Source organism: Pseudomonas sp. B10(2017), from assembly GCF_002113295.1.
Classification (GTDB): domain Bacteria; phylum Pseudomonadota; class Gammaproteobacteria; order Pseudomonadales; family Pseudomonadaceae; genus Aquipseudomonas; species Aquipseudomonas pudica.
In genome coordinates, this window is the sequence record NZ_NEJU01000002.1 from 306,355 (window position 1) to 324,578 (window position 18,224).

The window sequence follows — 18,224 nt, forward strand, 5'->3', positions numbered from 1 at the left end:
CTCCAACGACAAACAACTTTGTTCCGAGGAGCTCACCATGGGCCTTTTGATCGACGGCCGCTGGCATGATCAGTGGTATGAAAACGGCAAGGACGGCACGTTCAAACGCGAAAACGCCCAACGCCGCAATCAGCTACCCGCTCCCGAAGCTGGCCGCTACCACCTGTACGTCTCGCTGGCCTGCCCATGGGCACATCGCACCCTGATCTTCCGTGCCCTCAAGGGCCTGGAGCCTCTGATCGACGTGTCAGTGGTCAGCTGGCTGATGCAGGACCATGGCTGGACTTTCGACCGCCAGCAAGGCTCCAGCGGTGACCACCTCGACGCGCTGCAGTACCTGCACCAGCGCTACACCCAGGATGACCCGCACTACACCGGCCGCGTAACTGTACCGGTACTGTGGGACAAGAAAGAGAAACGCATCGTCAACAACGAGTCGTCGGAGATCATCCGCATCTTCAACAGCGCGTTCAACGAGCTGACCGGCAATACGCTCGACCTGTACCCACAGCCGCTGCGCCCGGCCATCGAGGCGCTGAACGAGCGCATCTACCCTGCGGTGAACAACGGCGTGTATCGCGCAGGTTTTGCCACTACGCAGGAAGCCTACGAGGCTGCATTTGACGAAGTGTTCAACGAACTGGACCACCTGGAAGACTTGCTCGGACGCAATCGCTACCTGGCCGGGGAATATCTGACCGAGGCCGATGTGCGCCTGTTCACTACCTTGGTGCGCTTCGATGCGGTGTACCACGGGCACTTCAAGTGCAACCTGCGGCGCCTGAGCGATTACCACAACCTGTCGAACTGGCTGCGCGAGCTATATCAGTGGCCGGGGGTGGCGGGTACAGTGGACATGGAGCATATCCAGAAGCACTACTACATGAGCCACAAGACCATCAACCCGAACGGGATCGTGCCCAAGGGGCCACTGCAGGACTTCAACCTGGCGCATGATCGGGAGCGGTTGGCAGGCAAGGGGATCTGGCAGGCTTGAGATTGTCGGGGCCGCAAAGCGGCCCCCACGATTTCAGCTGTTCTGCGAGCCTTCGAACCACGCCAGCTTGTCACGCAACTGCACCACTTCCCCGACAATCACCAGGGTCGGCGCGTGCACTTCATGCTGGGCCACCAGGTCCGGCAAGTCCGCCAGTGTGCCAGTGAACACCCGTTGATTTCGCGTAGTCCCCTGCTGCACCAGTGCTGCCGGGGTACTGGCCGCGCGGCCATGGCGAATCAGCTCGGCGCAGATGGTCGGCAAGCCTACCAAGCCCATGTAGAACACCAGAGTCTGCGCCGGCGCCACCAGGTCATGCCAAGGCAGGTTGCTGGTGCCGTCCTTCAGGTGCCCGGTCACGAAACGCACCGACTGGGCATGGTCGCGGTGAGTCAGCGGAATCCCACCATAGGCGGAACACCCACTGGCCGCAGTAATGCCCGGCACCACCTGGAATGGGATGCCATGCTCGGCCAGTTCTTCGATCTCTTCGCCGCCCCGGCCGAAGATGAACGGGTCGCCGCCCTTCAGGCGCAGCACACGCTTGCCCTGCTGGGCCAGATCGACCAGCAGTCGGTTGATCTGGTCCTGAGGCACGGCATGATCGGCGCGACGCTTGCCCACGTAGATACGCTCGGCATCGCGGCGGCACATCTCGATGATCGCCGGTGCTACCAGGCGATCGTACAGCACCACGTCGGCCTGCTGCATCAGACGCAAGGCACGGAAGGTCAGCAAGTCCGGATCGCCCGGGCCCGCCCCCACCAGGTACACTTCACCGCCTTGCTGCACCGGCGCACCGTCGACCATCGCCTGCAACAGGCGCTCGGCCTCGGCGCCCTGCCCGGCCAGCTGACGCTCGGCAATCGGCCCCTGGAACACGGTTTCCCAGAAGCCTCGGCGTTGGTTGACGTCCGGGTACAAGGCCTTGACCTTGTCGCGGAAGCGCGCGGCCAGGCCGGCCAGCTCGCCATAGGCGGACGGGATCCAGGCTTCCAGCTTGGCGCGAATCAAACGCGCCAGCACCGGGGCATCACCGCCACTGGACACCGCAACCACCAACGGCGAACGATCGACGATCGCCGGGAAGATCACCGTGCACAGGGCCGGCGCATCCACCACGTTGACGGGCAGGCTCAGGGCCTGCGCATCCGCCGACACCTGGGCATTGAGCCCAGGGTCGTCGGTGGCCGCGATCACCAGCCGGCAACCGACCAGATCGGCTGCCTGATAGCCGCGCACCAGCACCTCGCCGCCACCTTCCCGGGCCAACGCGGCCAACTGGCCGTCGACGTCCGGTGCAACCACGCGCAGCGCGGCGCCGGCATCGGCCAGCAGGCGCGCCTTGCGCAAGGCGATCTCACCGCCGCCGACGACCAGCACGCGGCCGCCCTGCAGCTTGTGGAACAGCGGCAGGTAATCCATTTAGCGGATAACCTCGACGCCACCCATGTAAGGCTTCAGCACTTCCGGCACACGGATCGAACCGTCGGCCTGCTGGTAGTTTTCCAGCACGGCAACCAGGGTACGGCCTACGGCAAGGCCGGAGCCATTGAGGGTGTGCACCAACTCTGGCTTGCCGGTTTCCGGATTGCGCCAGCGGGCCTGCATGCGGCGCGCCTGGAAGTCGCCGCAGTTGGAGCACGAGCTGATTTCGCGGTACTTGTCCTGGCTTGGTACCCACACTTCCAGGTCGTAGGTCTTCACAGCACCAAAGCCCATGTCGCCGGTGCACAGGGCCAGCACGCGATATGGCAGTTCCAGCAGCTGCAGCACGCGCTCGGCGTTGGCAGTCAGGCCTTCCAGGGCTTCCATCGACTTGGACGGCTCGACCACCTGCACCATCTCGACCTTGTCGAACTGGTGCTGGCGGATCATGCCGCGGGTGTCACGACCGGAAGCACCGGCTTCGCTGCGGAAGCAGGGGGTGTGGGCAACCAGCTTCAGTGGCAGCTGCTTGGCGTCGAGGATTTCACCGGCCACCAGGTTGGTCAGCGAAACTTCGGCGGTCGGAATCAGGTAGAAGTCGGCCTCGCCTTCACGGCTGATCTTGAACAGGTCTTCCTCGAACTTCGGCAGTTGGCCGGTGCCCTGCAAGGCCGGGGCCTGGACCAGGTACGGGGTGTAGTGCTCCTCGTAACCGTGCTCGCCGGTGTGCAGGTTGATCATGAACTGCGCCAGGGCACGGTGCAGGCGGGCAACCGGGCCACGCAGCACGGCAAAGCGCGCGCCAGAAAGCTTGGCGGCGGCTTCGAAGTCCAGGCCGCCACTGACTTCGCCGAGGGCGACGTGGTCCTTGATTTCGAAGTCGAAAGCCTTTGGCGTGCCCCAACGGCGCACTTCGACGTTGTCGTCTTCGCTGGCACCGACCGGCACGCTGGCGTCCGGCAGGTTGGGAATGGTCAGCAGGATACCGTCCAGTTCAGCCTGGATGCCGTCCAGTTCAGTCTTGCCGGCAGCCAGTTCGTTGGCCATGCGCTCGACGTCGGCCATAAGCGGCGCAATGTCTTCGCCCTTGGCCTTGGCCTGGCCGATGGACTTGGAACGGGCGTTACGCTCGGCCTGCAGCTGCTCGGTGCGGGTCTGCACCGCCTTGCGGCGCTCTTCCAGTGATTCGATGCGCGCGACATCCAGGCTGAAGCCACGGGAGGCCAGGCGATCCGCCACTTCCTGAAGTTGGCCGCGTAACAGTTTGGAATCGAGCATATCGTTCTCTCGTTATGTGTAGGTGTTGGTTCAGAATCGGGTCAGGGACAGGCCGACCCAGGTCGCGAGCAGCCCGCCCACCACGCTGATACCGGTATAGCCCAGAGCCAGCGGCACTTGCCCGCTCTCCAGCAGGCGTACGGTATCCAGCGAAAAGGAGGAAAAAGTCGTCAGGCCACCGAGGAAGCCGACGATCAGCCCGGCGCGCAGCTCGACCGGCACGATCGGCTTGTGCAGGAACAGGCCATAGAGCAGGCCGATCAGCAGGCAGCCAACCAGGTTGACCGCCAGCGTACCGAGATAGAAGTGTCGTGACCAGTGGGCAGCCACCCAGTTGGTGGTAGCAAAGCGCAACAAAGTACCGGCAATACCACCAGCGCTGACAGCGGCAATCAGTGCAATCACGGTTTTCTCCGCTGACGGGGGCTGTTGCGGTCAAGGTCGGCGAGGTGGCGCAGCTTCTCGCCAATCTTCAGTTCCAGGCCACGGGGCACCGGTTGATAGTACTGGCGCGGCTCGAGCTCCTCGGGGAAGTAGTCTTCGCCGGCGGCATAGGCGTCGGGTTCATCGTGGGCATAGCGGTACTCGTCGCCATAGCCCAGTTGCTTCATCAATTTGGTCGGGGCGTTGCGCAGGTGCAGCGGCACTTCCAGCGAGCCATGCTCGGCGGCCTCGCGCAGGGCGGTCTTGAAGCCCATGTACACCGCGTTGCTTTTCGGCGCACAAGCAAGGTAGGTGATGGCCTGGGCCACCGCCAGTTCACCCTCGGGGCTGCCCAGGCGCTCTTGTACATCCCACGCCGCCAGGCACAGGCTGAGTGCGCGCGGGTCGGCATTGCCGATGTCTTCGCTGGCCATGCGCACCACGCGGCGGGCAATGTACAGCGGGTCGCAACCGCCATCGAGCATGCGCGCGAACCAGTAAAGGGCTCCATCGGGGTTGGAGCCGCGCACCGACTTGTGCAACGCGGAAATCTGGTCGTAGAACGCCTCGCCACCCTTGTCGAAGCGGCGGCGGCTGTCGCCGAGCAGGCTCTGCAGCATCTCGACGTCGATCTCGCTGCCGTCTTCAGCCAGGTCCGAGGCGTTTTCCAGGAAGTTGAGCATGCGCCGGCCATCGCCGTCGGCGGCGGCCATCAGCATCTTGAAGGCGTCGTCGCCAACCCGCAGGTTGCGCTTGCCCAGGCCGCGTTCTTCTGTCAGAGCGCGGTTGACCAGTTTGCGCAGTGCTGCCTCATCCAGGCTCTTGAGCACATAAACCCGCGCCCGCGACAGCAATGCGTTGTTCAGCTCGAACGACGGGTTTTCGGTAGTGGCGCCAATGAACAGCAGCGTGCCGTCTTCCACATAGGGCAGGAAGGCATCCTGCTGCGACTTGTTGAAACGGTGCACTTCGTCGACGAACAGGATGGTGCGGCGGCCGTACTGACCAGCCTGCTGCTTGGCCACCTCGACCGCCTGGCGGATCTCCTTCACCCCGGCCAGTACTGCCGATACCGTTTCGAAGTGCGCATCGCAGAACTGCGCCAGCAGCCGCGCGAGGGTGGTCTTGCCCACCCCCGGCGGCCCCCAGAAGATCATCGAGTGCAGCGCACCCTGCTCCAGCGCCTCGCGCAGCGGTTTGCCGCGCGCCAGCAGGTGCTCCTGGCCGACATACTCGTCCAGGTTGGACGGGCGCAGGCGAGCGGCCAGGGGCTGGGCGACGGGTTCGCTTCGAAACAGGTCCATGGCGAGCTCTGGTTACTCCTTGATGACGTCCGCGCCTTTGGGGATGTCGAACTTGAACTTGCTGTCCGGCACCGCCTGGTTGGCTTTCACGCCATTGAACAGGATGTTGGTGCGCTGGCCGACGCTGTCGATCAGCTGCATGTCGTTGATCAGGCCCTTGCGGAACGACACGCGCAGCGAGTCGAACAGGGTGTCCTTGGTCTTCGGCTTGAGGGTGAAGTCCATCACTTCGCCCTGCTCCTTCGAGCTGATGTCGAAGCTCTGGCTGATCTTCGACACGTCACCGGACAGCAGCAGCGCCGGGGTCTGGTTCAGGCGCTGGTCGAGCTTCTTGATGGTGGCCTGTTCCAGGTCCGGATCCCACAGGGTGACGTTCTTGCCGTCGGATACCACCACCTGCTCCTGCGGCGCATCGGTGTGCCAGTAGAACAGGCCTGGGCGCTTGACGGTCATCTTGCCGGAGGTTTCCTGCAGGCTGGTGCCGCCGGCATCCAGCGTCAGCTGGGAAAAGTTGGCCTCGATGGTCTGCGACTTTTCCAGCAATTGGGTCAGGCGTTGTACGTCTTGCTCACCGGCAAAAGCCGATACGGTGGCCGACACAGAAGCCGCGGCCAGGGCAGAAACCAACAGCATGCGAATCGCGCGCATGGGAGTCCTCATCGAGCATTGAAAAGACCGGGCGCCACCGTTGGCACCCGGCAAGGTGTACGTCAGTCGCGCGGGCCGCCCGGGGCAATCACTTCCCGCGAGCCGTTGCTGTTCATGGGGGTGACCACGCCGGCCATTTCCATGGCTTCGATCATGCGGGCGGCGCGGTTGTAGCCGATCTTCAGTTTGCGCTGCACGGCCGAGATGGATGCGCGACGGCTTTCCAGCACGAACTGCACAGCCTCATCATACAGGGCGTCGCTTTCCGAATCTTCGCCATCGCCACCACCGCCGCCGCCTTCGAAGCCGCTGCCGGCCTCCTCGACGCCGTTGAGGATGTCGTCGTTGTAGTCCGGAGCGCCGCGCAGCTTCCACGCCTCCACCACGCGGTGCACCTCGTCGTCGGAGACGAACGCGCCGTGGACACGGATCGGCAAGCTGGTGCCTGGCGGCATGTACAGCATGTCACCGTGGCCCAGCAACTGCTCGGCACCACCCTGGTCGATGATGGTCCGCGAGTCGATCTTGCTCGACACCTGGAACGCCATGCGGGTCGGGATGTTGGCCTTGATCAGGCCGGTAATCACGTCTACCGACGGGCGCTGGGTAGCGAGGATCAGGTGGATACCGGCTGCACGTGCCTTCTGGGCGATACGGGCGATCAGCTCTTCGACCTTCTTGCCGACGATCATCATCATGTCGGCGAATTCGTCGACCACCACCACGATGGTCGGCAGGGTTTTCAACGCAGGCGGCTCGTCGTCCATGCTCTCGCGGCGGTAAAGCGGGTCATGGATGATCTCGCCAGCTTCCTGGGCGTCCTTGATCTTGCGGTTGAAGCCGGCCAGGTTACGCACGCCCATCGCCGCCATCAGCTTGTAGCGACGCTCCATCTCGGCCACGCTCCAGCGCAAGGCGTTGGCAGCGTCCTTCATGTCGGTGACCACCGGGCACAGCAGGTGCGGGATGCCTTCGTAGATCGACAGTTCGAGCATTTTAGGGTCGATCATGATCAGCCGCGCATCTTCCGGGCTGGACTTGAACAGGATCGACAGGATCATCGCGTTCACACCTACCGACTTACCGGAACCGGTGGTACCGGCCACCAGCAGGTGCGGCATCTTGGCAAGGTCGGTGATCACCGGCTTGCCGCCGATGTCGTGGCCCAGGGCCAGGGTGACCGGCGATTTCTGCTCGTCGTACTGCGGCGTGGCCAGCACTTCGGAGAAGCGCACCATCTGCCGGTTTTCGTTGGGGATCTCGATACCCACGGTGGTCTTGCCGGGGATGACCTCGACCACACGCACACTGGTCACCGCCAGCGAACGCGCCAGGTCCTTGGCCAGGTTGGCGATACGGCTGACCTTCACGCCCGCGGCCGGCTGGATTTCGTAACGGGTAATTACCGGGCCCGGGTGGATCGAGTCCACCGCCACTTCCACGCCGAATTCCTTAAGCTTGATTTCCAGCAGCTGACCGACACCGGCCAGGGATTCCGGCGAGTACTCGATCTTCTTCTGTTCGGCCGGGTCGAGGATGGAAATCGACGGCAAGGTGCCTTCCACCGCGCTGTCGACGAACAGCGGCGCCTGCTTCTCCTTCATCACCCGCTTGCTCGGCTCCGGCGCCCTGGCGGGTGTCGGCGGCACGATCATCGGGGCCGCGGCAGGTTGTTCGCGGGAGATTATCGGCTCACGCGGGGCCGGCGACTCGCGCGGCACCACGGGCTCGCGTGACAGGGTTGGCTCACGTGGCTCGGCTGGCTGTGCAGATGCTTCTTCACGTTTGAAGATACGCTCGCGCAGCCCCGGCTTGGCCGGCTCGTGCCTGTCAGCGGCCATCGGCGCGGGCTTGACCGCCACCGGCTCGTCCTCGCGCAACTGCGCCTCCAGGCGTTTGCGCTCGTTGCGCGCTTCCCACCAACGGTTGGCGGCGCCCTGCACCAGCTCGAACAGGTCGAGAGTGATCTTGCCGGTCAGGTCCATCACCTTGAACCACGACAGGTCGGTGAAAACGGTCAAGCCGAACAGGAACAGGGCAATGAACATCAGCGTGCTGCCTTGCACGTTCAGCAGGTTGCGCGCCAGGTCGCCCAGGCTCTCGCCCAGTGCGCCACCGGCGGAGAACGGCATGCTCGCAGGCGGGTGGAAATGAATATGCGCCAGCGCCGCACCCGACAGCACCAGGAATACAAGGCCGATCAGCCGCCAGGAAAACAGCCAGCCGCTCCAGTCCCAGGGCTGGTGGCGTTCGCGAAAGATCTGCCAGGTCTTTATCGCCAGCAGCAGCGGGAAGATGTAGGCAAAGTACCCCAGTACCATGAACAGGATGTCGGCGAAGTAGGCACCGGCACGCCCGGCGGCGTTCTGCACCTGGTCGACGTTGCTGGTGTGGCTGAAGCCCGGGTCCGACGTATCGTAGGTCAGCAGCGCCATCCACAGGTACAGGCACAGGGCGCCGACAGCGATCAACGCACCTTCCTTGAGGCGATAATGCAGCTGCTGCCGCCACAGAGGGACGGGCAAGGGAGCTGGAGTTGCGGTGGATTTCTTCAAAACGCGTCTATTCCTGCGCGTGCTGCGCGTCCAATAGTGATCGGCCGACGGTGCGGCCAATGAACCACTACTTTTAACATTACTGCCCGCCAGCCGCCATGGCAGCACGCCGTAAGGAGCTTGAGTGGGGGCGACTTTCGTATACCTGCAATTTGAGCACGCATTGTCTTCTGTGACAAAGGCTTATGCTGTGTTTTTGCACAGGTGTGACAGCAAATGTAGCGGATGGTGCCTGCGGTTTCATGAATGTGTAGGAAATTGCCTATTTTGATCGCCAGTGCCGGCCTCTTTGCGGGCTCGCCCGCTCCCACAGGTACCCCGCAGGGTTCAGAGCCTGTAAATGGCCTGTGGAAGCGGGCAAGCCCGCGAAGAAGCCAAAGAGATTGACCCTGCTTTTCACCCGCGCCATGCTGCCCTCTCCCCTCCCCCACCGCACGATAGACCATGCTCACCTGGCTGACCCGCGACTCGTTGACCTTCCCGCCCCTGGAAAAGGCCCTGCACGACCCCAACGGCCTGCTCGCCGCTGGCGGCGACCTGAGCCCCGAGCGCCTGGTGCAGGCCTATCGCCATGGCTGCTTCCCGTGGTACCAGGACGGCCAGCCGATCCTCTGGTGGTCACCCGACCCGCGCACCGTGCTGCTTCCGGATCAGCTGCACGTGTCGCGCTCGCTGGCCAAGTTGATGCGCCAGGGCCGCTACCAGGTCAGCTTCGACACCGACTTCCCGGCGGTGATCGCCGCCTGCGCCGCGCCACGTGACTACGCCGACGGCACCTGGATCACCGACACCATGCGCGCCGCCTACTGCGAGCTGCACCGACGCGGCATCGCTCATTCGGTGGAGGTGCACCAGGACGGCGAGCTGGTTGGTGGCCTGTACGGCCTGGCTATCGGCCAGCTGTTCTTCGGCGAATCGATGTTCAGCCGCGCCGACAATGCATCCAAGGTCGGCTTCGTGACCCTGGTCAACCACCTGCGCCAAGCCGGTTTCGTCCTCATCGACTGCCAGATGCCGACCAACCACCTGCACAGTCTGGGGGCACATGCCATCAGCCGCGCCGAGTTCGCCGCCTACCTGGCACGCCACCTCGACCAGCCGAACAGCGCCACATGGCTTCCCTAGGCGAGTTCCCATAGCTGGCTTACACTTAAAGCAAAGTCTCACCGAGGGGGTTGATCATGACAGAGTTGGCGCGGTTGAAGTTCTATGCCACTCAGCCCCACTCCTGCAGCTACCTGCCCGACGAACAGGCAACCACGCTGTTCCTCGACCCCAGCCAGCCGATGGACGTGCACGTGTACGCCGACCTTTCGGAAATGGGTTTTCGCCGCAGTGGCGATCACCTGTACCGCCCGCACTGCCAGAACTGCAATGCCTGCGTGCCGGCACGCATCCCGGCGGCGCGCTTCATCCCCAACCGCCAGCAACGGCGCATTCTCAAGCGCAACGCCGACCTGACCGTGACCGCCGCACGCCCGGCGTTCAAGGAAGAGTACTTCGAGCTGTACCGGCGCTACATCGAAACGCGCCACGCCGATGGTGACATGTACCCGCCCAGCCGCGACCAGTTTTCCACCTTCCTGGTGCGCGACCTGCCGTTCTGCTGGTTCTACGAATTCCGCCTGGAAGGCCGTTTGATGGCAGTGGCCGTGTGCGACCTGCTGCCCAACGGGCTGTCGGCGGTGTACACCTTCTACGAGCCGGAGGAAGAACGCCGCAGCCTGGGCCGCTTTGCCATCCTCTGGCAGATCACCGAAGCCCTGCGCCAGGACCTGGAGGCGGTTTACCTGGGTTACTGGATCAAGAACTGCAAGAAAATGAACTACAAGACGCAGTATCGGCCTATCGAATTGTTGATAAATCAGCGCTGGGTCACCCTCAACTGAAAGGCATTGGCTTGACACACAGTTTTCGGGCATAATCCACGCCACTTTTTTGCCCGGTGCGGTTATGCGTCGGGCCAACACTGGATCCGAGGGCTCTACTGCATGTCGAAAGAAGACAGCTTCGAAATGGAAGGTACTGTCGTCGACACCCTGCCCAACACCATGTTCCGCGTGGAGTTGGAAAACGGGCACGTCGTAACCGCGCACATCTCCGGAAAGATGCGCAAGAACTACATCCGTATTCTCACTGGCGACAAAGTCCGCGTCGAACTGACGCCGTACGACCTGAGCAAGGGCCGCATCACTTATCGTGCGCGCTAAGCTCAAGCCATGAAAAAGCCCGGCCATGTGCCGGGCTTTTTTGTACCTGTCAGATTGCAGGGGCTGCGTAGCAGCCCTGTGGGAGCGGGTTCACCCGCGAAGAGCCCAACGCGATGGAAGGCACCGGCTGCGCCGGTGTTCGCGGCTAAAGCCGCTCCCACAGGTACAGCCCTGCCCCGTTGTCACGCAACCTCGGCCGTCGTCTCGAAGTCGAACACCAGCTCGCCATCACGCAGGTCGACATGCACCACGCCACCATGCTCGGCCAGTTCGCCAAACAGGATCTCCTCGGCCAGCGGCCGCTTGATCTTGTCCTGGATCAGCCGCGCCATCGGCCGCGCGCCCATCTGCACATCGTAGCCCGAGGCCGCCAGCCAGCCACGTGCATCGTCGCTGACTTCCAGTAGCACCCGTTTGTCTTCCAGCTGCGCCTGCAGTTCGATAAGGAACTTGTCGACGATGCTCTTGATCGTCTCGTGGCTCAGGCGACCAAACTGGATGATAGTGTCCAGGCGGTTGCGGAACTCCGGCGTGAAGCTCTTGCGGATGACTTCCATGGCATCGGACGCATGGTCCTGATGGGTGAAGCCGATCGAGGCCCGCGCGGCTGTTTCTGCGCCGGCGTTGGTGGTCATGATCAGGATCACGTTGCGGAAGTCGGCCTTGCGCCCGTTGTTGTCGGTCAGGGTGCCATGGTCCATAACCTGCAGCAGCAAGTTGAAGACTTCCGGGTGGGCCTTCTCGATTTCGTCGAGCAGCAATACACAGTGCGGCTGCTTGGTGATCGCCTCGGTCAGCAAACCACCCTGGTCGAAGCCAACATAGCCAGGAGGTGCACCGATCAGGCGCGACACAGTGTGGCGCTCCATGTACTCGGACATGTCGAAGCGCACCAGCTCAACGCCCAGCGCCTTGGCCAGCTGCCGTGCAGCTTCGGTCTTGCCGACGCCGGTCGGGCCAGCGAACAGGAACGAACCGACAGGCTTGTCCGGCGACTTGAGCCCCGCGCGAGACAGCTTGATGGCGGTGGCCAGCGAATCGATCGCCTGGTCCTGACCAAATACGGTCAGCTTCAGGTCACGCTCGAGGTTGCGCAGCAGTTCCTTGTCGGAACTGGTCACGTGCTTCGGCGGAATCCGAGCGATCTTGGCGACGATGTCTTCGACCTGTGGCACATCGATGCGCTTGACGCGGTTGGCCTCCGGCTGCAGGCGCTGGTAGGCACCGGCTTCGTCGATCACGTCGATGGCCTTGTCCGGCATGTGCCGGTCATTGATGTAGCGTGAGGCCAGTTCAGCAGCGGCGCGCAAGGCTTCGTCGCTGTACTCGATGTTGTGGTGGCTTTCGAAGCGGCCTTTCAGGCCACGCAGGATGCCCACGGTGTCTTCGACCGATGGCTCGCTGACATCGACCTTCTGGAAGCGCCGCGCCAGGGCACGGTCCTTCTCGAAGATGCCGCGAAACTCCTGGAAGGTGGTCGAGCCGATGCAACGGATTTCACCGGACGACAGCAATGGCTTGAGCAGGTTGGACGCATCCATCACCCCACCCGACGCTGCACCGGCACCAATGATGGTGTGGATTTCGTCGATGAACAGGATCGCCTGCGGGCGCTTGCGCAGCTCGCCGAGCAGCGCCTTGAAGCGCTTCTCGAAATCGCCGCGGTATTTGGTGCCGGCCAGCAGCGCGCCGAGATCGAGGGAATACACCACGCTCTGCGCCAGCAGATCGGGCACCTGGCCATCGACGATGCGCTTGGCCAGGCCCTCGGCGATGGCAGTCTTGCCCACGCCTGCCTCGCCCACCAGCAACGGGTTGTTCTTGCGCCGACGGGCAAGAATCTGCGCCACGCGCTCCACTTCCTGCTCGCGGCCTACCAGCGGGTCGATACGGCCGGCACGGGCCAGTTCGTTCAGGTTGCTGGCATAGGCATCCAGCGGGTTGCTAGAGGAAGCGGTATCGCCGCCCTCTTCGTCCTGCATTTCCTGGTCGCTTTCGGAATGCGAACCATGGCCCGGTACCTTGGAGATGCCATGGGCGATGTAGTTGACCACGTCGATGCGGGCCACGCTCTGCTGCTTGAGCAGGAACACGGCCTGGCTTTCCTGTTCGCTGAAGATCGCAACCAGCACGTTGGCGCCGGTGACTTCACGCTTGCCGGAGCTTTGCACGTGGAACACGGCACGCTGCAGAACACGCTGGAAACCCAGGGTCGGCTGGGTTTCGCGATCTTCGTCATTGACCGGGATCAGGGGTGTGGTGGAATCGATGAACTCTTGCAGGTCGTGCTTGAGTTTGTCGAGATTGGCGCCACAGGCGCGCAGAACGGTCGCGGCAGCCTCATTGTCAAGGAGTGCCAGCAGCAGATGTTCGACAGTCATGAACTCATGACGCTTCGAACGAGCCTCCTTGAAGGCAAGATTGAGGGTGACTTCGAGCTCGCGGTTTAACATAGCTTCACCTCATACCCAAGTGGTCGGCGATTAACCGTCCTTCTCGATTTCACAGAGTAGCGGATGCTGGCTTTCCCTGGCGTATTGGTTGACCTGCATAGCCTTTGTTTCGGCGATGTCACGGGTAAACAATCCGCACACTGCCCGCCCTTCGGTATGGACGGTCAGCATGATCTTGGTCGCCAGCTCGCGGTTCAGATTGAAGAACGTCTCGAGCACTTCGACGACGAAATCCATCGGCGTGTAGTCATCGTTGAACAAAACCACCTTGTACATCGGTGGCGCCTGCAGGATCGGCTTGGCTTCCTGAACTGCAAGACCTGAGCCGTCGTCCTCATTCGATTGCGGGCGATCCTGATTGAATGTTAGTCGAATCTCACTAGGTGCATGCATGGAAAGAATTTCATCATGAGCGACAGGTTAAGGTTGTGGGTTGACTGCGAAAGGCACGGCCAGCAAGGCGCCGGGCGACCTTGACTATCGGCAAAACGGTGTTACAACCAATAAGAACCCACCGTGGTCGATAAAGATCCGCGCAGTCAACCAGATTTTTCGCATGGTTCGTATGCGGATGACGTGGATGATACTCCAGTGATGGAGTCCTTTGCAGAGGGACATAGGGATGACAAGCGGTAAAGTCAAGTGGTTCAACAATGCCAAGGGCTACGGATTCATCAATGAAGACGGCAAGACTGACGACTTGTTCGCTCATTATTCAGCCATCCAGATGGACGGGTACAAGACGCTCAAGGCCGGCCAGGTCGTGAGCTTCGACATCGTCCAGGGCCCCAAAGGCCTGCACGCGGTGAATATCCGCAGCGCCACTGCCGCCGCGGCCGCCAGGGCTCCGCAGACCAGCAGCACTGCCGACGCCTGAACTGCCGCGCCGCATGCCGGTACACGAAAAAACCGGCCGCCTCCTGACTGGAAGCGGCCGGTTTTCCGTTGCCTTACATATGCTTGATCATTTCATCGCCAAAGCCTGAACTGCTCACCAGTCTGGCGCCGTCCATCAGGCGTTCGAAATCATAGGTCACGGTCTTGGCAGCAATCGCGCCATTGGTACCTTTGATGATCAGGTCCGCCGCCTCGGTCCAGCCCATGTGCCGCAGCATCATCTCCGCCGACAGGATCACCGAACCCGGGTTGACCTTGTCCTGCCCGGCATACTTGGGCGCGGTGCCGTGGGTGGCCTCGAACATGGCCACGGTGTCGGACAGGTTGGCACCCGGCGCAATGCCGATACCGCCCACTTCCGCCGCCAAGGCATCGGACAGGTAGTCACCGTTGAGGTTGAGGGTGGCGATCACGTCATACTCGGCCGGGCGCAGCAGTATCTGCTGCAGCATGGCATCAGCGATGGCGTCCTTGACGATGACCTCACGGCCGCTCTTGGGGTTCTTGAACTTCATCCACGGGCCACCATCGAGCAGCTCGGCCCCGAACTCGTCGCGCGCCACTTCATAGCCCCAGTCCTTGAAGGCACCCTCGGTGAACTTCATGATGTTGCCCTTGTGCACCAGGGTCAGCGACTCGCGGTCGTTGTCCACCACATACTGCAGGGCCTTGCGCACCAGGCGCTTGGTGCCCTCGCGGGACACCGGCTTGACGCCAATGCCGCAGTCCTGGTCGAAGCGGATCTTGGTAACGCCCATTTCCTCCTTCAGGAACTTGATTACCTTGTTCGCCTCGGGCGAACCGGCCTTCCACTCGATGCCGGCATAAATGTCCTCGGAGTTCTCGCGGAAGATCACCATGTCCACATCGCCGGGTTTTTTCACCGGGCTGGGCACGCCTTGGAACCACAGCACCGGGCGCAGGCACACGTACAAGTCCAGTTGCTGGCGCAAGGCCACGTTGAGCGACCGGATGCCACCGCCCACCGGGGTGGTCAGCGGCCCCTTGATCGACACCACATAATCACGCACGGCATCGAGGGTCTCCTGGGGCAGCCAGGTATCCTGATCGTACACCTGGGTGGCTTTTTCACCGGCGTACACCTCCATCCAGGCGATCTTGCGCTTGCCACCGTAGGCCTTGTGCACGGCGGCATCGACCACCTTGATCATTACCGGCGAAACATCGACGCCAATCCCGTCGCCCTCGATATAAGGAATGATCGGGTTGTCAGGAACGTTAAGCGAATGGTCGGCATTGACGGTGATCTTCGCGCCGTCGGTCGGAACCTTGATTTTCTGGTATCCCATGCTTGCACTACTCCGCTGTCGGGTGTGATTGGACATCATGCGATCCACTGAGCCTAAACCACATCTGTCGACCTGCAAGCTGCAGGAGCGGCGGTGCGGCGATCCGACTGGCCTGTGAAGAATGCACCGCCGGCGCTGCGGCGTTTCGCCACATTGCCGCTTAGTCTTTGGTCTTATAAGTGGGCCGATATCACTTGGCCTTGCTGATTAGCCCGAATGGTTTGGTATACTCCGCCGCGACCGAAGGGTCATTGGGGCGATCCCTTGGAAAAATGCGGACCGCCCTTGGCCATGAAAGGCCGTAAAGCCCGGGCTGTTACCGCAGCTCAGCACTTGACGCTCGACTGATGCATCCACCATCACCGCTCGCAGCCTCTCGACTTTCCGCTCATGGCGCTGCCAGGGCGATGCGCCTACCCTGCGCACCACGAGACTCGAGCACGCTCAGCACACAGAGAGTTAACCCGCATGCCCACCCGTTCCAAGATCATCTATACCTTCACCGACGAAGCCCCCGCCCTCGCCACTTACTCGCTGCTGCCGATCATCGAAGCCTTCACCGCTTCGGCCGACATCGCCGTCGAAACCCGCGACATCTCCCTGGCTGGCCGCATCCTCGCCGCCTTCCCGGAGCAACTGGGCGCAGAGAAGCAAGTAGGCGATCACCTGGCGGAACTGGGCCAGCTGGCTACCACCCCTGAAGCCAACATCATCAAGCTGCCGAACATCAGCGCCTCGGTACCGCAACTGAAAGCCGCGATCAAGGAGCTGCAGGGCAAGGGCTTCAACATCCCTGACTACGCCGACGAGCCGGCCACCGCGGAAGAGAAAGAATCCCGCGCCCGCTACGACCGCATCAAGGGTTCCGCCGTGAACCCGGTACTGCGCGAAGGCAACTCCGACCGCCGCGCGCCGCTGTCGGTCAAGAACTATGCCCGCAAGCACCCGCACAAGATGGGCGCCTGGGCTGCCGACTCCAAGTCGCACGTTGCTCACATGACCCAGGGCGACTTCTACGGCAGCGAGAAAGCCGCACTGATCGAAGCTGACGACAGCCTGCGCATCGAGCTGGTCGGCAAAGACGGCAACACCACCGTACTGAAAGAAAAGACCGCGGTAAAAGCTGCCGAAGTCATCGACTGCGCCACCATGAGCCGCAAGGCCCTGAAAGCCTTCATCGCCGAGCAGATCGCCGATGCCAAGGCTTCCGGCGTGCTGCTGTCGGTACACTTGAAAGCCACCATGATGAAGGTCTCCGACCCGATCATGTTCGGCGTCATCGTCGAAGAGTTCTACAACGACGTGCTGGCCAAGCATGCCGCCGCCCTGGCTGAAGTCGGCTTCAACCCCAACAACGGCATCGGCGACCTGTACGCCCGCATCAAGGACCTGCCAGCCGAGAAGCAGGCCGAGATCGAAGCCGACATCCAGGCCCTGTACGCCCAGCGTCCGGCCCTGGCCATGGTCAACTCCGACAAAGGCATCACCAACCTGCACGTGCCGAGCGACGTCATTGTCGACGCCTCGATGCCAGCCATGATCCGCGACTCGGGCAAGATGTGGAACGCCGCCGGCGAACTGCAGGATGCCAAGGCGATCATCCCGGATCGCTGCTACGCCGGCATCTACCAGGCCACCATCGAAGACTGCAAGGCCAACGGCGCCTTCGACCCGACCACCATGGGCAGCGTACCGAACGTCGGCCTGATGGCACAGAAGGCCGAGGAATACGGCTCCCACGACAAGACCTTCCAGATCAAGGCCGACGGTGTCGTGCGCGTGGTCGACAGCAAAGGCCAGGTCGTTCTCGAGCAGAACGTCGAAGCCGGTGACATCTTCCGCATGTGCCAGGTCAAGGACGCGCCGATCCAGGACTGGGTCAAGCTGGCCGTCAACCGTGCCCGCCTGAGCAACACCCCAGCAGTGTTCTGGCTGGACCCCGCCCGCGCCCACGACGGCGTCATGATCGAGAAGGTGCAGAAGTACCTGAAGGACCACGACACCAGCGGCCTGGACATCCGCATCCTGGCACCGGTCGACGCCATCAAGTTCTCCCTGGCCCGCATCCGCGAAGGCAAGGACACCATCTCGGTGACCGGCAACGTGCTGCGTGACTACCTGACCGACCTGTTCCCGATCATGGAACTGGGCACCAGTGCCAAGATGCTGTCGATCGTGCCGCTGATGAACGGCGGTGGCCTGTTCGAAACCGGCGCCGGCGGTTCGGCACCGAAGCACGTGCAGCAACTGGTGGAAGAGAACTTCCTGCGTTGGGACTCGCTGGGTGAATTCCTGGCCCTGGCCGCTTCCCTGGAGCACCTGGGCAACACCTACGACAACCCGCGCGCCAAAGTGCTGGCCAACACCCTGGACCAGGCCACCGGCAAGTTCCTCGACACCAACAAGTCGCCTTCGCGCAAAGTCGGTGGTATCGACAACCGCGGCAGCCACTTCTACCTGACCCTGTACTGGGCCCAGGCCCTGGCCGCGCAGAACGACGACGCTGCCCTGCAGGCACGCTTCGCACCACTGGCCAAGACCCTGACCGAGAACGAGGAGACCATCGTCGCCGAGCTCAACGCCGTCCAGGGCAAGCCGGCCGACATCGGTGGCTACTATGCCCCGGATGCCGAGCTGACCGCCAAGGTGATGCGCCCAAGCCAGACCCTGAACAGCGCCATTGCCGCCCTGTAAGGTTCGCTTGAAGTAACAGCACAAACC

15 protein-coding genes are annotated in these 18,224 nt (G+C 62.5%); 6 read left to right on the top strand and 9 right to left on the bottom strand.

Features of this window, described 5'->3' with window-relative positions:
- Positions 1–37 precede the first annotated feature (37 nt).
- Positions 38–997, top strand: a complete 960-nt coding sequence (locus CAF92_RS04085) for a glutathione S-transferase family protein (RefSeq protein ID WP_085599359.1) — start codon at positions 38–40, stop codon at positions 995–997.
- Positions 998–1,030: 33 nt separating this feature from the next.
- Here the strand turns inward: CAF92_RS04085 and cysG are convergent, their stop codons facing one another.
- From cysG to CAF92_RS04115, 6 genes are all read right to left on the bottom strand, one after another.
- Positions 1,031–2,422 (bottom strand): siroheme synthase CysG, encoded by a 1,392-nt coding sequence (gene cysG, locus CAF92_RS04090; protein ID WP_085599361.1) that lies wholly within the window; start codon positions 2,420–2,422, stop codon positions 1,031–1,033.
- Positions 2,423–3,703 (bottom strand): serine--tRNA ligase, encoded by a 1,281-nt coding sequence (gene serS, locus CAF92_RS04095; RefSeq protein WP_003258877.1) that lies wholly within the window; start codon positions 3,701–3,703, stop codon positions 2,423–2,425.
- A 30-nt stretch (positions 3,704–3,733) separates the two neighbouring features.
- Positions 3,734–4,108 carry a fluoride efflux transporter CrcB gene (crcB, locus tag CAF92_RS04100; RefSeq protein ID WP_046614855.1) on the bottom strand — a complete coding sequence of 125 codons (375 nt, stop codon included), beginning with the start codon at positions 4,106–4,108 and terminating at the stop codon, positions 3,734–3,736.
- Positions 4,105–5,430 carry a replication-associated recombination protein A gene (locus CAF92_RS04105; RefSeq protein WP_013973284.1) on the bottom strand — a complete coding sequence of 442 codons (1,326 nt, stop codon included), beginning with the start codon at positions 5,428–5,430 and terminating at the stop codon, positions 4,105–4,107. The genes crcB and CAF92_RS04105 overlap by 4 nt, the downstream gene beginning before the upstream one ends.
- A gap of 12 nt (positions 5,431–5,442) precedes the next feature.
- A complete protein-coding gene (lolA, locus tag CAF92_RS04110; RefSeq protein ID WP_003258873.1) occupies positions 5,443–6,078 on the bottom strand; it encodes an outer membrane lipoprotein chaperone LolA in 636 nt (211 codons plus the stop codon).
- A 62-nt stretch (positions 6,079–6,140) separates the two neighbouring features.
- Positions 6,141–8,693 carry a DNA translocase FtsK gene (locus tag CAF92_RS04115; protein WP_371916234.1) on the bottom strand — a complete coding sequence of 851 codons (2,553 nt, stop codon included), beginning with the start codon at positions 8,691–8,693 and terminating at the stop codon, positions 6,141–6,143.
- Positions 8,694–9,077: 384 nt separating this feature from the next.
- Here CAF92_RS04115 and aat point away from each other — a divergent pair, with 384 nt between their 5' ends.
- The 3 genes from aat to infA all read left to right on the top strand — a co-directional run bounded on the left by aat (position 9,078) and on the right by infA (position 10,843).
- Positions 9,078–9,758: a leucyl/phenylalanyl-tRNA--protein transferase gene (gene aat / locus CAF92_RS04120; RefSeq protein WP_085599365.1), complete on the top strand. Its 681-nt coding sequence runs from the start codon at positions 9,078–9,080 to the stop codon at positions 9,756–9,758.
- A gap of 56 nt (positions 9,759–9,814) precedes the next feature.
- Positions 9,815–10,522, top strand: a complete 708-nt coding sequence (locus tag CAF92_RS04125; RefSeq protein ID WP_085599367.1) for an arginyltransferase — start codon at positions 9,815–9,817, stop codon at positions 10,520–10,522.
- A gap of 102 nt (positions 10,523–10,624) precedes the next feature.
- Positions 10,625–10,843, top strand: a complete 219-nt coding sequence (gene infA / locus CAF92_RS04130) for a translation initiation factor IF-1 (RefSeq protein ID WP_002553999.1) — start codon at positions 10,625–10,627, stop codon at positions 10,841–10,843.
- A 182-nt stretch (positions 10,844–11,025) separates the two neighbouring features.
- Here infA and clpA read toward each other — a convergent pair whose 3' ends face one another.
- Both clpA and clpS read right to left on the bottom strand, forming a co-directional pair.
- Positions 11,026–13,296: an ATP-dependent Clp protease ATP-binding subunit ClpA gene (gene clpA / locus CAF92_RS04135; RefSeq protein WP_013973289.1), complete on the bottom strand. Its 2,271-nt coding sequence runs from the start codon at positions 13,294–13,296 to the stop codon at positions 11,026–11,028.
- A gap of 30 nt (positions 13,297–13,326) precedes the next feature.
- Positions 13,327–13,689, bottom strand: a complete 363-nt coding sequence (clpS, locus tag CAF92_RS04140; protein WP_013973290.1) for an ATP-dependent Clp protease adapter ClpS — start codon at positions 13,687–13,689, stop codon at positions 13,327–13,329.
- A 229-nt stretch (positions 13,690–13,918) separates the two neighbouring features.
- Between clpS and cspD the strand changes: the two genes are divergently transcribed.
- Positions 13,919–14,173 carry a cold shock domain-containing protein CspD gene (cspD, locus tag CAF92_RS04145; RefSeq protein ID WP_085599369.1) on the top strand — a complete coding sequence of 85 codons (255 nt, stop codon included), beginning with the start codon at positions 13,919–13,921 and terminating at the stop codon, positions 14,171–14,173.
- Positions 14,174–14,246: 73 nt separating this feature from the next.
- Here the strand turns inward: cspD and icd are convergent, their stop codons facing one another.
- The gene (gene icd, locus CAF92_RS04150) at positions 14,247–15,503 is read right to left on the bottom strand and encodes an NADP-dependent isocitrate dehydrogenase (RefSeq protein WP_085599371.1); all 1,257 of its coding nucleotides are present in this window, start codon (positions 15,501–15,503) and stop codon (positions 14,247–14,249) included.
- Positions 15,504–15,971: 468 nt separating this feature from the next.
- Here icd and CAF92_RS04155 point away from each other — a divergent pair, with 468 nt between their 5' ends.
- Positions 15,972–18,197: an NADP-dependent isocitrate dehydrogenase gene (locus tag CAF92_RS04155; protein WP_046614850.1), complete on the top strand. Its 2,226-nt coding sequence runs from the start codon at positions 15,972–15,974 to the stop codon at positions 18,195–18,197.
- The last annotated feature ends 27 nt before the right edge of the window (positions 18,198–18,224 follow it).

Coding starts and splice junctions, on each gene's coding strand:
- CAF92_RS04085 (WP_085599359.1), top strand. CDS start 38: ATGGGCCTTTTGATCGACGGCCGCTGGCATGATCAGTGGTATGAAAAC.
- cysG (WP_085599361.1), bottom strand. CDS start 2,422: ATGGATTACCTGCCGCTGTTCCACAAGCTGCAGGGCGGCCGCGTGCTG.
- serS (WP_003258877.1), bottom strand. CDS start 3,703: ATGCTCGATTCCAAACTGTTACGCGGCCAACTTCAGGAAGTGGCGGAT.
- CAF92_RS04105 (WP_013973284.1), bottom strand. CDS start 5,430: ATGGACCTGTTTCGAAGCGAACCCGTCGCCCAGCCCCTGGCCGCTCGC.
- lolA (WP_003258873.1), bottom strand. CDS start 6,078: ATGCGCGCGATTCGCATGCTGTTGGTTTCTGCCCTGGCCGCGGCTTCT.
- aat (WP_085599365.1), top strand. CDS start 9,078: ATGCTCACCTGGCTGACCCGCGACTCGTTGACCTTCCCGCCCCTGGAA.
- CAF92_RS04125 (WP_085599367.1), top strand. CDS start 9,815: ATGACAGAGTTGGCGCGGTTGAAGTTCTATGCCACTCAGCCCCACTCC.
- infA (WP_002553999.1), top strand. CDS start 10,625: ATGTCGAAAGAAGACAGCTTCGAAATGGAAGGTACTGTCGTCGACACC.
- clpA (WP_013973289.1), bottom strand. CDS start 13,296: ATGTTAAACCGCGAGCTCGAAGTCACCCTCAATCTTGCCTTCAAGGAG.
- clpS (WP_013973290.1), bottom strand. CDS start 13,689: ATGCATGCACCTAGTGAGATTCGACTAACATTCAATCAGGATCGCCCG.
- cspD (WP_085599369.1), top strand. CDS start 13,919: ATGACAAGCGGTAAAGTCAAGTGGTTCAACAATGCCAAGGGCTACGGA.
- icd (WP_085599371.1), bottom strand. CDS start 15,503: ATGGGATACCAGAAAATCAAGGTTCCGACCGACGGCGCGAAGATCACC.
- CAF92_RS04155 (WP_046614850.1), top strand. CDS start 15,972: ATGCCCACCCGTTCCAAGATCATCTATACCTTCACCGACGAAGCCCCC.